Raw genomic sequence first — 12,903 nt, forward strand, 5'->3', positions numbered from 1 at the left:
TCGACCTGCGTCAGGCGGCTTTCTTCTTCGCGCCGATCGTCCGCGTGATGTAGTACTGCTGCGCGATCGACAGCACGTTGTTCACGACGTAGTACAGCACGAGGCCCGCCGGGAAGAAGAAGAACATGACCGAGAACGCGATCGGCATGAACATCATCATCTTGGCCTGGACCGGGTCCGGCGGCGTCGGGTTCAGGCGGGTCTGCACGAACATCGACACGGCCATCAGCACCGGCAGGATGAAGTACGGATCGCGCTGCGACAGATCGTGAATCCACAGAATCCACGGCGCACCGCGCATCTCGACCGACGCGAGCAGCACCCAGTACAGCGAGATGAATACCGGAATCTGGATCACGACCGGCAGGCAGCCGCCGAACGGATTCACCTTCTCCGTCTTGTACAGCTCCATCAGCGCCGAATTCATCTTCTGCGGATCGCCCTTGAAGCGTTCGCGCAGCGCCTGCATCCGCGGCGTGATTTCCTTCATGCGCGCCATCGACTTGTAGCTCGCCGCCGACAGCGGGAAGAACACGGCCTTGATCAGCAGCGTCAGCAGGACGATCGCCCAGCCCCAGTTGCCGACATAGCCGTGGATCTTCTCGAGCAGCCAGAACAGCGGCTTCGCGATGATCGTCACCCAGCCGTAATCCTTCACCAGTTCGAGGCCCGGCGCGATGCCTTCGAGCATCCGCTCTTCTTCCGGACCGGCGAACAGGCGCGCCGACACGTCGGCCGACTGGCCCGGCGCGATCGGCTTGACCGTCTGCTGAACACCGACGCGGAACAGCGTCGGGCTGATCTGCTCGGCGTAGTTCTTGCGCGCGGCGCCTTGCTGCGGAATCCAGGCGGAAGCGAAGTAATGCTGGACCATCGCGACCCAGCCGTTGTCGGCCGATTCGACGAACTCGGCCTTCTTCTTCTCGAGATCGCTGAAATTGATCTTCTGGAAATGCTTCTGGTCGGAGTACACCGCCGGCCCGAGGAAGGTATGCGAGAAGAGCGGCGTTTCCACCGGCGTGTTGTCGCGCACCAGTTCCATGTAGGCGGTCGGCGTGACGGGCGCCGTGCCGACGTTGTCGATCCGGGTGTCGACGCCGATCACGTAGCTGCCGCGCGTGAACGTATACGTCTTCACGACCTTCACGCCCCCCTTCACCGGCGATTCGAACGACAGCTTCAGCGTGTTCTGATCGGCCGACAGCGACGTCGGACCCGACATCTGCGTGAAGACGTCGTTGTGATTCGGGAAATCGCCGCCGTACAGGCCCGTGCGAGCGAGGTACGTGTGGGTCGGCGTGTGGTCGAACAGCGTCACGAACAGGTCGGGCTGCTTGCCGTCGCCGGCCTTCTTCAGCGTGAGCTTCGCGAGCGTGCCGCCGCGCGTGTCGATCTCGCCGTCGTAGACGTCGGTCGAGAAGCGCACGATCTGCGCCTGTTGCGCGGCCGGGGCGGTGGCGTCGGGCGCCGTGCCGGCCGCGGCGGCCGGCAGGTCGTTCGCCGGCGTGCCGCCCGCGCCCGAAGCGCCGTTAGCCGCGTTGGCCGCGGAATTCGTCTGCGTGACGTTCGGGAAGAACATCGACGGGCGTCCATGCGAGCGTTGCCAGTTGTCGAACAACATGACCGCTGACATGAAGAAGATCACCCATAGGACGGTGCGTTTGATATCCATGCGTTGTCTCAGAGTCGATGGGACCGTGCTTCAGTGTCGGTTGAAGCGCGTGTGTCGGATTTGGGCGGCGGGACGAGATCGATGCCGCCCGCGGAAAACGGATGGCATCGGCACAAACGCCTGGCGGCGAGGTAAGTGCCGCGCGCGGCGCCATGATACTGGATTGCGTCGCGTGCGTAATCCGAACAGGAAGGATAAAAACGGCAGCGGCTGCCGAGCAGCGGGCTCACGGCAACCTTGTAGAAGCGCAGCAAGGCGATCAATACCGTTTGCATAACAATAGCGGCGTGGGGTGCGCCGCGTCAGGGCCAATCGGGCAGGCGGCAGCCTGCGACGGGCGTCGAGCGCGTCATGGTGACGCGGGCTTCGCCCCGTTGCGCCGGACGATCTCCCGAGCGGCCTTGTCGAGCAGCTCGCGGATCTCACCCGCGCAAAGCGCCGCGAGCGGCGCGGATGCCGCGCTCGGCATCGCCTTCGCATCGAAGCGCGTATGCAGACGCAGCAGCAGATCCCAGCCGGCGAACTCGGCGCGCCGCGTGCGAAACGCGTCGCGGGCGAGCCGCTTGACCAGGTTGCGCGTCACCGCGCGCGGCGCGTACTTCTTCCCGATGACCAGCCCGAGCCGCGCATCGCCGCCCGTCGGCTTGCCATAGATGACGAAGTGCGCGGAGCGCCGCCAGGGGCGCAAACGAAAAACGGATGAAAATTCATCCGTTTTCAGAAGTCGCGCAGCTTTGGGGAAGGCGGCGGGCGCTTGCAACGGAGTCGAACCCGGGACAGCGGCTGCCTTGCCCGCATCGCTGCGGACGGCGGACACGGCGCGCGGCCCGTCCTTAGATGGCGAGGCGCTTGCGGCCCTTCGCACGGCGAGCGTTGATGACCTTGCGGCCACCCGCCGTCTTCATGCGGACGCGGAAGCCATGGGTGCGCTTGCGGCGCGTCACGGAAGGTTGGTAGGTACGTTTCATGTTGCTCTCACTTGTTCGAGAATGTCGGGAATCAGGGACCGCGCGCCCTCTCTTCAAGGCAACCGGGCGAACGCAATCGCCGAAAAATACAGGATTGGTCTTCGCGGAACCCGCTATTTAAACCGTTTTTCTCTTGACGGTCAATACTTTAGAGCCACCGATCCGAAGGTGGCCGACCCCGCCCGAGCCACCTCGCCCCGGCGCGCACCCCTGTGGATAACTCCCGCTCGGCGTCCGTTTGGCGGTAGAATCTCGCCTTATCTCCGAGAATCCCGCACGCCGCTTCGGCCCGCGCCTGTGCTCAGACCCTTGTCGCACAAGCGTCCGAAGCACGCTCGCACGGCCACACCGGGCCTTGTTGCAGATCCGCGACAAGGGCGGCCACGAGCCGCTGTGCAACCGAAAAAACGACAGCACTTCGATGAACGATTTCTGGCAACACTGTTCCGCATTGCTGGAGCGTGAGTTAACGCCCCAGCAGTACGTGACGTGGATTAAACCTTTGGCCCCGGTCGCCTTCGATGCCGCTGCACACACGCTGTCCATCGCCGCTCCGAACCGTTTCAAGCTCGATTGGGTCAAGAGCCAGTTTTCCGGCCGGATTTCCGATCTGGCCCGTGATTTCTGGAACGCGCCGATCGACGTTCAATTCGTCCTCGATCCGAAAGCCGGTGCCCGCAGCGCGCCGCCCGTACCGGCACCCGCGCCGGCCCTGACGCCGCGCGCACCGACGCCGGCAAGCCCGGCGGCACCCTCCGCCGGCGCGCCCGGGCCGGGCACCGCACTGTCGCCGGCCGCCGCCCAGGCGAATGCCGCCGCGCTGAACGCCGACGAAGCGGCCGACCTCGATCTGCCGAGCCTCACCGCTCACGAAGCCGCCGCCGGCCGCCGCACCTGGCGGCCGGGCTCCGGCCCCGGCGCGTCGGGCGGCGAAGCCGATTCGATGTACGAGCGCTCGAAGCTCAACCCGGTGCTCACGTTCGACAACTTCGTGACCGGCAAGGCGAACCAGCTCGCCCGCGCCGCCGCGATCCAGGTGGCCGACAACCCGGGCATCTCGTACAACCCGCTGTTTCTGTACGGCGGCGTCGGCCTCGGCAAGACCCACCTGATCCACGCGATCGGCAATCAGCTGCTGCTCGACAAGGCCGGCGCGCGCATTCGCTACATCCACGCGGAACAGTACGTGTCCGACGTCGTGAAAGCGTACCAGCGCAAGGCGTTCGACGACTTCAAGCGCTATTACCACTCGCTCGACCTGCTGCTGATCGACGACATCCAGTTCTTCTCCGGCAAATCCCGCACGCAGGAAGAATTCTTCTACGCGTTCGAGGCACTGGTCGCGAACAAGGCGCAGGTGATCATTACCAGCGACACCTATCCGAAGGAAATCTCCGGCATCGACGACCGCCTGATCTCGCGCTTCGACTCCGGCCTGACCGTCGCGATCGAGCCGCCCGAGCTGGAGATGCGCGTCGCGATTCTGATGCGCAAGGCGCAGTCGGAGGGCGTGAGCCTGTCGGAGGACGTCGCGTTCTTCGTCGCGAAGCACCTGCGCTCGAACGTGCGCGAGCTGGAAGGCGCGCTGCGCAAGATCCTCGCGTATTCGAAGTTCCACGGCCGCGAGATCACGATCGAGCTGACCAAGGAAGCGTTGAAGGATCTGCTGACCGTGCAGAACCGGCAGATCTCGGTGGAAAACATCCAGAAGACGGTCGCCGACTTCTACAACATCAAGGTCGCCGACATGTATTCGAAGAAGCGTCCGGCGAATATCGCGCGGCCGCGGCAGATCGCGATGTACCTTGCGAAGGAGCTGACGCAGAAGAGCTTGCCCGAGATCGGCGAGCTGTTCGGCGGGCGCGATCATACGACCGTGCTGCACGCGGTGCGCAAGATCGCCGACGAGCGCAGCAAGGACGCGCAGCTCAATCACGAGCTGCACGTGCTCGAGCAGACGCTGAAGGGCTGAGCGTGCGCGCCGCCCTTGAGAAACGCCTGACCGCCCCAATTTAAAAGGGGCGGTTCGGTTTTGAGGCACAATATAGGTTTGACCGCCCCGGCGGCGGTGGGTACATGTCCCGCCCGGCGGGGCGTTGCGAGGCTTGCAGGCCGTTATTTCAACGAAGGAACTCTATGCAACTGGTCAAGACCGAACGAGACACCCTCCTCAGGCCGCTGCAAACCGTAAGCGGTATCGTCGAACGCCGCCATACGTTGCCGATCCTCGCGAATCTGTTGATCACCAAGAACGGCCCGGACGTGTCGTTCCTGTCGACCGACCTGGAGCTCCAGATCACGACGCGCGCCGATTTCGGCGTGGGCGGCGACCAGATCGCCACCACCGTGGCGGCCCGCAAGCTGCTCGACATCCTGCGCGCGATGCCTGACGGCCAGGTCACGCTGACGCTCGCGGACAAGCGCCTGACCGTGCAATCCGGGAAGAGCCGCTTCGCGCTGCAGACGCTGGCCGCGGACGAGTTCCCGACCGTCGCGCAGGCGAAGGACTTCGGCGCGAGCCTGTCGGTGCCGCAGAAGGCGTTCCGCCAGCTGCTCGGCATGGTGCACTTCGCGATGGCGCAGCAGGACATCCGCTACTACCTGAACGGCATGCTGCTGGTCGTCGACGGCGACCAGCTGATGGCCGTGGCCACCGACGGCCACCGCCTGGCGTTCTCGTCGATGAAGATCGAGGGCGCGTTCCCGCGCCAGGAAGTCATCGTGCCGCGCAAGACGATCCTCGAACTGCAGCGCCTGCTCGAGGACATCGACGACACGGTGAAGATCGACATCGCGCAGACCCAGGCGAAATTCACGTTCGGCCAGGTCGAACTGGTGTCGAAGCTGGTCGAGGGCAAGTTCCCCGACTTCCAGCGCGTGATCCCGAAGGCGCACAAGAACAGCTTCACGATCGGCCGCGAGGAATTGCAGCGGTCGCTGCAGCGCGCGGCGATTCTCACGTCCGACAAATTCAAGGGCGTGCGCTGCATCATCGCGCCGGGTCAATTGAAGATCATGTCGACCAACGCCGATCAGGAAGAGGCGCAGGAAGAATTGGAAATCGCCTATCAGGGCGACACGATCGACATCGGGTTCAACGTCACGTATCTGCTCGACGTGCTCGCGAACCTGAAGGTCGACAACGTGAATGTGAGCCTCGGCGATGCAAGCTCGAGCGCCCTCATTACCGTGCCCGAGAACGATGAATTCAAGTATGTCGTGATGCCGATGCGCATCTGACGCGCAGCGACTCCACCGACACACCAAGGGGCGACATGCCCCTTTGGCGTTTTTATGGAAATCAGGGCCCCCGATCGCGTGTTCCCCGGCCACCCCGCAAGGGGAGCCGAAACACCCCGGACGGCCCGGCGTTTTTCTTGAGAGAAGCACCGCGCCGCCGCTCGTGCGGCCCCGCAGAACCGGAAGAAACCCATGACTGAACAGCACAATCAACAGCCCGATACCAGCAGCTACGGCGCGTCGTCGATCCAGATCCTCGAGGGTCTGGAAGCGGTGCGCAAGCGCCCCGGGATGTATATCGGCGATACGTCGGACGGCACCGGTCTGCACCACCTCGTGTTCGAAGTGCTCGACAACTCGATCGACGAAGCGCTGGCCGGCCATTGCAACGACATCCACGTGACGATCCACGCGGACAATTCCATCTCCGTGACCGACAACGGCCGCGGCATTCCGACCGACGTGAAGCTCGACGACAAGCACGAACCGAAGCGCAGCGCCGCCGAGATCGTGATGACCGAGCTGCACGCGGGCGGCAAGTTCGACCAGAACAGCTACAAGGTGTCGGGCGGCCTGCACGGCGTGGGCGTGTCGTGCGTGAACGCGCTGTCGAGCTGGCTGCGCCTCGTCGTGCGCCGCGACGGCAAGAAGCACTTCATGGAATTCCATCGCGGCGTCGCGCAGAACCGGGCGATCGAGAAGGTCAACGGCGTCGACGTCTCGCCGATGCAGCTGATGGGCGATACCGAGAACCGCGGCACCGAAGTGCATTTCATGGCCGACGACACCATCTTCGGCAACGTCGAATACCACTACGACATCCTCGCCAAGCGGATCCGCGAACTGTCGTTCCTGAATAACGGCGTGCGCATCCGCCTGACCGATCAGCGTTCGGGCAAGGAAGACGATTTCGCGTTCGTCGGCGGGGTGAAGGGTTTCGTCGAGTACATCAACAAGACGAAGACCGTGCTGCACCCGACCATCTTTCATGTGAACGGCGAGAAGGACGGCGTCGGCGTCGAAGTCGCGATGCAGTGGAACGACAGCTACAACGAAAACGTGCTGTGCTTCACGAACAACATCCCGCAGCGCGACGGCGGCTCGCACCTGACCGGTTTGCGCGCGGCGATGACGCGGGTCATCAACAAGTACATCACCGACAACGAAGTCGCGAAGAAAGCGAAGGTGGAAACCTCCGGCGACGACATGCGCGAAGGCTTGTCGTGCGTGCTGTCGGTGAAGGTGCCGGAGCCGAAGTTCAGTTCGCAGACGAAGGACAAGCTGGTGTCGTCGGAAGTGCGCGCGCCGGTGGAAGAAGTGGTGGCGAAGGCGCTCGAGGAATTCCTGCTGGAAACGCCGAACGACGCGAAGATCATCTGCGGGAAGATCGTCGAAGCGGCGCGGGCGCGCGATGCGGCGCGCAAGGCGCGCGAGATGACGCGGCGCAAGGGCGTGCTCGACGGCGTCGGCCTGCCGGGCAAGCTCGCGGACTGCCAGGAGAAGGATCCGGCGAAGTCGGAGATCTACATCGTCGAGGGCGACTCGGCGGGCGGCTCGGCGAAGCAGGGCCGCGACCGCAAGTTCCAGGCGATCCTGCCGCTGCGCGGCAAGGTGCTGAACGTCGAGAAGGCGCGCTACGACAAGCTGCTGTCGTCGGAGCAGATCGTCACGCTCGTGACGGCGCTCGGCTGCGGGATCGGCAAGGACGATTACAACCTCGAGAAGCTGCGTTATCACCGCATCATCATCATGACCGACGCGGACGTCGACGGTGCGCACATCCGCACGCTGCTGCTCACGTTCTTCTATCGGCAGATGCCGGACATGATCGAGCGCGGCTATGTGTATATCGCGCAGCCGCCGCTCTACAAGGTGAAGGCGGGCAAGGACGAGCGCTATCTGAAGGACGAAAGCGAACTCAACGCGCATGTGCTGCGGCTGGCGCTGCAGGGCTCGGAGCTGGTGTCGAGCGAGAACGCGGCGCCGATTTCCGGCGACGCGCTGGGCGAGCTGGCCCGCTCGTATCTGCTGTCGCGCGCGGTGATCGACCGGCTGAGCCGCCTGTACGATCCGAATGCGCTCGAGGCGATCATGGACGGCGTGGCGATCGATCTGTCGAACGAGGCGTCGACCGAGGTATCGGCGAAGGCGCTGTTCGCGGCACTGGAAGACGAAGCGCTGAAGACGGAAGTACGGGTGGTACCGGCTTACGACGCGGTGCGCGAGCAGCGCTCGCTGCACGTCGAGCGGACCCATCACGGGAACGTGCGCGTATCGGTGATCGATGAGGAATTCCAGCACACGGCCGATTATCAGCAGCTCGTGAATACGGCCAATACGTTCAAGGGCTTGATCGGCGCAGGTGCGACGATCAAGCGCGGCGAGCGCAGCACGCCGGTGACCGACTTCAAGAGCGCGATGAAGTGGCTGCTGGCGGACGCCGAGCGGAATCTGTCGAAGCAGCGGTACAAGGGGCTGGGCGAGATGAACCCCGAGCAGCTGTGGGAAACCACGATGGATCCGGCGGTGCGGCGTTTGCTGCGCGTGCAGATCGAAGATGCGATCGCGGCGGATGGGATCTTTACCACGCTGATGGGGGATGAGGTCGAGCCGCGTCGCGCGTTTATCGAGAGTAATGCGTTGAGGGCGGGGAATATTGATGTTTGAGGGAGGCGGGGGTTTTGCGGTATCGGGCGGTCAGCGCGATTGCGATTGACCTTTACCGCCGAACAACCCGCCTCATCGTCGTGAGTAGCGAACGCTCGATCCCCGAGCCGGATATTCGAGCCCCTCGCCCCCCACCAAAGCGCCCCCCGAAATGCCCGGTTCTCCGGGCATTTCGCTTTTACCCAGCAAGCATCGCTCGACGCTCCGCCCCCTCAAAGCTTCCCATCCACCAAGATCCGCGGCGCATTCCACCCGCCCTGGAAAAAGTACTGCCATTTGCTGAAATTGCGCGTCTTGCCCATGTCGGGTTCGAAGCTCACTCCGGTCGCTTTTTTCATGTCGATGGAAGACGGATAGGGCTTGCCGTCGTAGTCGAGATAGGGTTGCGGGCCGTCGATATCGTTCAGCGTGCCGTGGCCGACGCTGTCTTTGCCGGAACTGAAGGTGACCGTGATTTTGCCGTGCATGGGGCGCGCTCCATTGGTAGCGACACGAGCGTGTCGATAGCTCTAGGAACGTCTTCGCGGGGCCGGCGTGAACATGCGCGGAGGGTGAAAAATCCCCCTCACCGCCGCGCCACCCCGCAAAACTGATAAGGCTCCTTCCCCGTCCCCACCCCCGCCGCATACACCGCACAGCTTTTCACATCGATCGACAACCCCCGATCCTGCAACTGCCGATCCGCCTGCGCAACGATTTCGCGATTCTCGGCCGCGATATCCCGGACATCGTCGGCGCGCAACCCGATCGCACATCGCGCGCCGCCATCCCCCGGCGCAACCGCCTCAACCGCCGCATGCAATCGAAGCCGCACGGTCACCGACTTCAACAACGCGCACCCCCGCTCGCTATGCGTCAACCCGACCGACCCGGCCGCCGCGTCCATCCTCGCGACCTGATCGGCACGCCAGTTGTACGCGCTGCCGAGCAACGCATACACCGGCCCGTTCCGCGTTTCGACCATCTCATGGATCCGCGACATATAGGCCGGCCCTTGAGGAAACCCGACGTCGATCCCCGCGAACGCGACCTCCACCGGAAAGAGCGTCGCCAGCCACGCGCGCGGCTGCTCGGCATTCACGAGCAGCACCGTCGTGCGCGACGGCTGCTCGAGCGCCGGCAGCTCGGCGTGATACAGCGGGTCGGCCCACCCGTCATGGCCCCAGGTAGACGCTCCGCCCGTCACCACGACCGCCGTCGCGATGCCGAGCAGCCACCCCGCCCAGCGCTTCGCGCGACGATACGGCATCAGCCGCGTCAGCAGGATGAACACGGCAAGCGGCGTCAACACCTCGACCGGCACGACATACCGATAGATGCTGAACAGCTTCATCCACACGACATAGCCGAGCGCGATATACGCGATCAGGAACACGGCGCGCGGATCCATCCGCTCCACGGCGCGCGCGGCAAACTTCATCCATACCGCACGCGCCGCCCAGATCAATCCAAGCGTATAGACGATCGGCCAGATCACCTGCCGGATCGCGACCTCACCGACCCGGTGCGAATCGATCGAGAAAATGAACGGCCACAGCGCGGTTTCAACCCCGCTTCGCGGCAGCCACCGGGTATCGCCGATCGAGATGGAGCGAACCAGCGGATTCGGAAAGAACGCGCTGAACTGAGGGAACAGCGGATTGCCGAACGTCTGCCACATCTGCAGCATCCAGTAGCCGCCCGTTACGGCAAAGCCGGCGAGCACGCCGACGCCGAACACGAAGCCCACCCGCAAACGCGTGACCAGTCCGCCCGGGACCGCCAGCACGAGCGCGCCGCAGCCCGCCACAGCAAACACCGCATTGGTGAGCTTGAACCCCGCCGCGAGGCCGATCAACATCCCGCCGCCCAGCAGCACCAGGATCCCCTTCGCCGTCACCCGCTCGAAGGCGTCCCAATGCGCGATCAGCAGGGAGACACCGGCGACGCACAGCACCGCCGTGGTGTCGTCGCCCATGCCGCTGCCGAGCCCGGACAGAAAATTGGCGGTCAGGCAACCGCCCAGCGCCAGCAGCAGCGGCACCCGTCGGCCATCCTCGCCGGGCAAGCCGGACAGCAAGCGCCGCGCGATGCCCAGCAACAGGACGAAGACCAGCCCGTGAAACGCGCCGAGCATGAATCCGACGACCCGGGAAGGCGCATGCGCATTCAGCCAATACACGATCGCGTCGAGCAGCGGATTGAAGTAGCCCTGAAAACTCGCGGCGGCGAAGTCGGTCGACAACTTCCCGTTGAGAAACGCGAATGCCGCGTACAGGTGATAGTTGTGGAGATCCCAGTTCGAATCGGCGCCGAGCCACAGCGAGTAGTACCCGAACAGCAGCGGCACGACGACCACCGCGAGCCGCGATACAAAAGGGGAAGTCAGGGAAAAGCCGCGCGGGCTGATTTCTCGAGAAACGGACATGCGGACTTCCTTGTATTACGAACGCGCGGGACGCTTGAACACCCACCACTTGGCGCTGACGAAATTCACCGCCATGCCGGCGATCGACCCGAGCGCCACCCCTTCGAAGGGCAGCCAGCGCGATGCGGGAAAACTCACGACGACGAGGCTGTACACGGCGTAGTTCACCGCGCCGCCAAGCGACATCGCCAGCAGGTACTGCCACCACTCCCGCCAGACCGACCCTTGCCGCGCGCCGTCCGCCTGGAAGGTGTAGCGCCGATTGATCCGCCAGGTCGTCCAGACGGCCGCGAAGAACGACAGTCCGCGGCCGACAAAGTACCCCTGGCCGGCGGCGAGACTCAGCCACAAGACCCCGGCATCGACGGCGAAACCTATCGCGCCCGCGATCAGAAAACGAAACAGCTGACGTGGCATCTCAGGGGTTCAGCTGCGCATGCAACGGCCCCGGCTCGGCCAGATAGGCGAACCGCTTCGCCTCCGACCGGCCGCGCGTGACCGTGTCGAGCACGATGCCGCAGGTGAGGAAGATCGCACCGGCCAGCATGATCGACGCCGACAGCAGCGCGGTCGGGAATCTGGGCACGAGCCCGGTCGTCATGTACGTCTCGACGACGGGCGCCGCCAGCAGGAGGGAAACGATCACGCACAGCGCCGCACCGGCGGAAAAGAACGGGAGCGGCTTCTCGGCCTTGAGCAGGCGCAGGATCGTCAGCAGGATGCGGAATCCGTCACGGTAGGTATTCAGCTTGCTCTCGGAGCCCTCCGGCCGCGATCGGTACGCGGTATCGATTTCCGCCACCGGCATGCGCAATTCGAGCGTATGCACGGTCAGCTCGGTTTCGATTTCGAAACCGCTGGCGTGAGCGGGAAACGACTTGACGAAGCGGCGCGAGAACGCCCGGTAGCCCGACAGCATGTCCGTGAAGGTCCGTCCGAACAGCCAGGCGGCGCACGACGTCAGCATCCAGTTCCCGAACCGGTGGCCGAGCCGGTAAGCCGCCTGCTCGTCGGTCCGGCGCGTCGCGACCACCATGTCCAGCCCTCTCGCGACGATCCCGTCGACGAGGGCGCCCGCGGCCGACGCATCGTAGGTATCATCGCCGTCGACCAGCAGATACACATCCGCCTCGACGTCCGCGAACATGCGCCGGATGACGTTGCCCTTGCCCTGGTCGCGTACGCCGCAGACGATCGCACCGGCCTTCCGCGCGATCTCCGTGGTGCCGTCCGACGAATTGTTGTCGAACACATAGATGGCCGCGGCGGGCAGCGCACGTTTGAAATCGGCGATCACCGTGCCGATCGTCAATGCTTCGTTGTAGCAAGGAACCAGAACCGCGATCCGCAGCCCGGAAAAATCCGGCACGCCGCCAACCTGCAGCGCGCCGCGATCCGCATCAAGCACAGGCCGATCAGTGATCTCCCGCCCCGTTGTGTCGATTTTATTCATCATTCTTCATTGATTGGCATCATGCCGATTCGATACTGCCCAACTCGATGGCGAACCCCGTCGTCCGGATTCGAACATTCCGGAACCGCGCGGCTTTCGTGTCTCGCCACTCGGAATTCCCTTTCTCGACATGGACAAAAGCACTCATGCTGCGACTCGCTCTTTCAACGCGCCATCCATCCGACCCAGCAGGACTTTCACATCGAACGCCATGCACAAGCACGGGCGGCATTCGCACGAACCTGACCGCAGGCCACGCCTGCCTTGAGCAAGGATTTGCTCCGAATGATGGTGATGCCGTCAAAAGCCGCTGGTGGGCTTGAAGCGATTGATCCGCCGGGCTTGTCGCCTGTGGAAGCCATTTGTTTTGGCCCGAAATTTTACCGGAAACCGACTCGGGATCGCTCCTTCCGCCCGGTTTGCCGCGGCCGATCATACACGCTCCGGACAACATATCCCGGAGCGCGCGGCTCAAATGTAGAAATATGTGAATAAA

11 protein-coding genes are annotated in these 12,903 nt (G+C 64.0%); 3 read left to right on the forward strand and 8 right to left on the reverse strand.

Annotation, left to right across the window (positions count from 1 at the left end; genetic code table 11):
* Positions 1–10 precede the first annotated feature (10 nt).
* The 4 genes from yidC to rpmH form a co-directional block, all read right to left on the reverse strand.
* Complete coding sequence (gene yidC / locus RZR99_RS08070; protein ID WP_323119228.1) at positions 11–1,672, reverse strand: membrane protein insertase YidC; 1,662 nt, start codon at positions 1,670–1,672, stop codon at positions 11–13.
* 8 nt (positions 1,673–1,680) lie between these two features.
* Entirely contained in the window at positions 1,681–1,947 is a 267-nt protein-coding gene (yidD, locus tag RZR99_RS08075) for a membrane protein insertion efficiency factor YidD (protein WP_323119229.1), read from the reverse strand.
* A gap of 74 nt (positions 1,948–2,021) precedes the next feature.
* Complete coding sequence (gene rnpA / locus RZR99_RS08080; protein ID WP_323119230.1) at positions 2,022–2,489, reverse strand: ribonuclease P protein component; 468 nt, start codon at positions 2,487–2,489, stop codon at positions 2,022–2,024.
* A 16-nt stretch (positions 2,490–2,505) separates the two neighbouring features.
* Positions 2,506–2,640: a 50S ribosomal protein L34 gene (rpmH, locus tag RZR99_RS08085; protein WP_004198824.1), complete on the reverse strand. Its 135-nt coding sequence runs from the start codon at positions 2,638–2,640 to the stop codon at positions 2,506–2,508.
* A gap of 421 nt (positions 2,641–3,061) precedes the next feature.
* Here rpmH and dnaA point away from each other — a divergent pair, with 421 nt between their 5' ends.
* The 3 genes from dnaA (at position 3,062) to gyrB (ending at position 8,547) form a co-directional block, all read left to right on the forward strand.
* Complete coding sequence (gene dnaA / locus RZR99_RS08090; RefSeq protein WP_323119231.1) at positions 3,062–4,612, forward strand: chromosomal replication initiator protein DnaA; 1,551 nt, start codon at positions 3,062–3,064, stop codon at positions 4,610–4,612.
* A gap of 164 nt (positions 4,613–4,776) precedes the next feature.
* Positions 4,777–5,880: a DNA polymerase III subunit beta gene (gene dnaN, locus RZR99_RS08095; RefSeq protein ID WP_323119232.1), complete on the forward strand. Its 1,104-nt coding sequence runs from the start codon at positions 4,777–4,779 to the stop codon at positions 5,878–5,880.
* 192 nt (positions 5,881–6,072) lie between these two features.
* Positions 6,073–8,547, forward strand: a complete 2,475-nt coding sequence (gene gyrB / locus RZR99_RS08100; protein ID WP_323119233.1) for a DNA topoisomerase (ATP-hydrolyzing) subunit B — start codon at positions 6,073–6,075, stop codon at positions 8,545–8,547.
* A gap of 212 nt (positions 8,548–8,759) precedes the next feature.
* Here the strand turns inward: gyrB and RZR99_RS08105 are convergent, their stop codons facing one another.
* The 4 genes from RZR99_RS08105 to RZR99_RS08120 all read right to left on the reverse strand — a co-directional run bounded on the left by RZR99_RS08105 (position 8,760) and on the right by RZR99_RS08120 (position 12,323).
* Positions 8,760–9,014, reverse strand: coding sequence for a hypothetical protein (locus tag RZR99_RS08105; protein ID WP_323119234.1), 255 nt, complete (start codon positions 9,012–9,014; stop codon positions 8,760–8,762).
* Positions 9,015–9,112: 98 nt separating this feature from the next.
* Positions 9,113–10,954 carry a hypothetical protein gene (locus RZR99_RS08110; RefSeq protein WP_323119235.1) on the reverse strand — a complete coding sequence of 614 codons (1,842 nt, stop codon included), beginning with the start codon at positions 10,952–10,954 and terminating at the stop codon, positions 9,113–9,115.
* A gap of 15 nt (positions 10,955–10,969) precedes the next feature.
* Entirely contained in the window at positions 10,970–11,371 is a 402-nt protein-coding gene (locus tag RZR99_RS08115) for a GtrA family protein (protein WP_323119236.1), read from the reverse strand.
* A gap of 1 nt (position 11,372) precedes the next feature.
* A complete protein-coding gene (locus RZR99_RS08120) occupies positions 11,373–12,323 on the reverse strand; it encodes a glycosyltransferase (RefSeq protein WP_407655423.1) in 951 nt (316 codons plus the stop codon).
* Positions 12,324–12,903: the final 580 nt, after the last annotated feature.

Origin of the sequence: Burkholderia alba, assembly GCF_034721475.1 — a bacterium.
GTDB lineage: Bacteria > Pseudomonadota > Gammaproteobacteria > Burkholderiales > Burkholderiaceae > Burkholderia > Burkholderia alba.

What these genes read in the sequence shown, in the direction of transcription:
- yidC (WP_323119228.1), bottom strand. Translation starts at nt 1,672, where the DNA reads ATGGATATCAAACGCACCGTCCTATGGGTGATCTTCTTCATGTCAGCG.
- yidD (WP_323119229.1), bottom strand. Translation starts at nt 1,947, where the DNA reads ATGCAAACGGTATTGATCGCCTTGCTGCGCTTCTACAAGGTTGCCGTG.
- rpmH (WP_004198824.1), bottom strand. Translation starts at nt 2,640, where the DNA reads ATGAAACGTACCTACCAACCTTCCGTGACGCGCCGCAAGCGCACCCAT.
- dnaA (WP_323119231.1), top strand. Translation starts at nt 3,062, where the DNA reads ATGAACGATTTCTGGCAACACTGTTCCGCATTGCTGGAGCGTGAGTTA.
- dnaN (WP_323119232.1), top strand. Translation starts at nt 4,777, where the DNA reads ATGCAACTGGTCAAGACCGAACGAGACACCCTCCTCAGGCCGCTGCAA.
- gyrB (WP_323119233.1), top strand. Translation starts at nt 6,073, where the DNA reads ATGACTGAACAGCACAATCAACAGCCCGATACCAGCAGCTACGGCGCG.
- RZR99_RS08105 (WP_323119234.1), bottom strand. Translation starts at nt 9,014, where the DNA reads ATGCACGGCAAAATCACGGTCACCTTCAGTTCCGGCAAAGACAGCGTC.
- RZR99_RS08110 (WP_323119235.1), bottom strand. Translation starts at nt 10,954, where the DNA reads ATGTCCGTTTCTCGAGAAATCAGCCCGCGCGGCTTTTCCCTGACTTCC.
- RZR99_RS08115 (WP_323119236.1), bottom strand. Translation starts at nt 11,371, where the DNA reads ATGCCACGTCAGCTGTTTCGTTTTCTGATCGCGGGCGCGATAGGTTTC.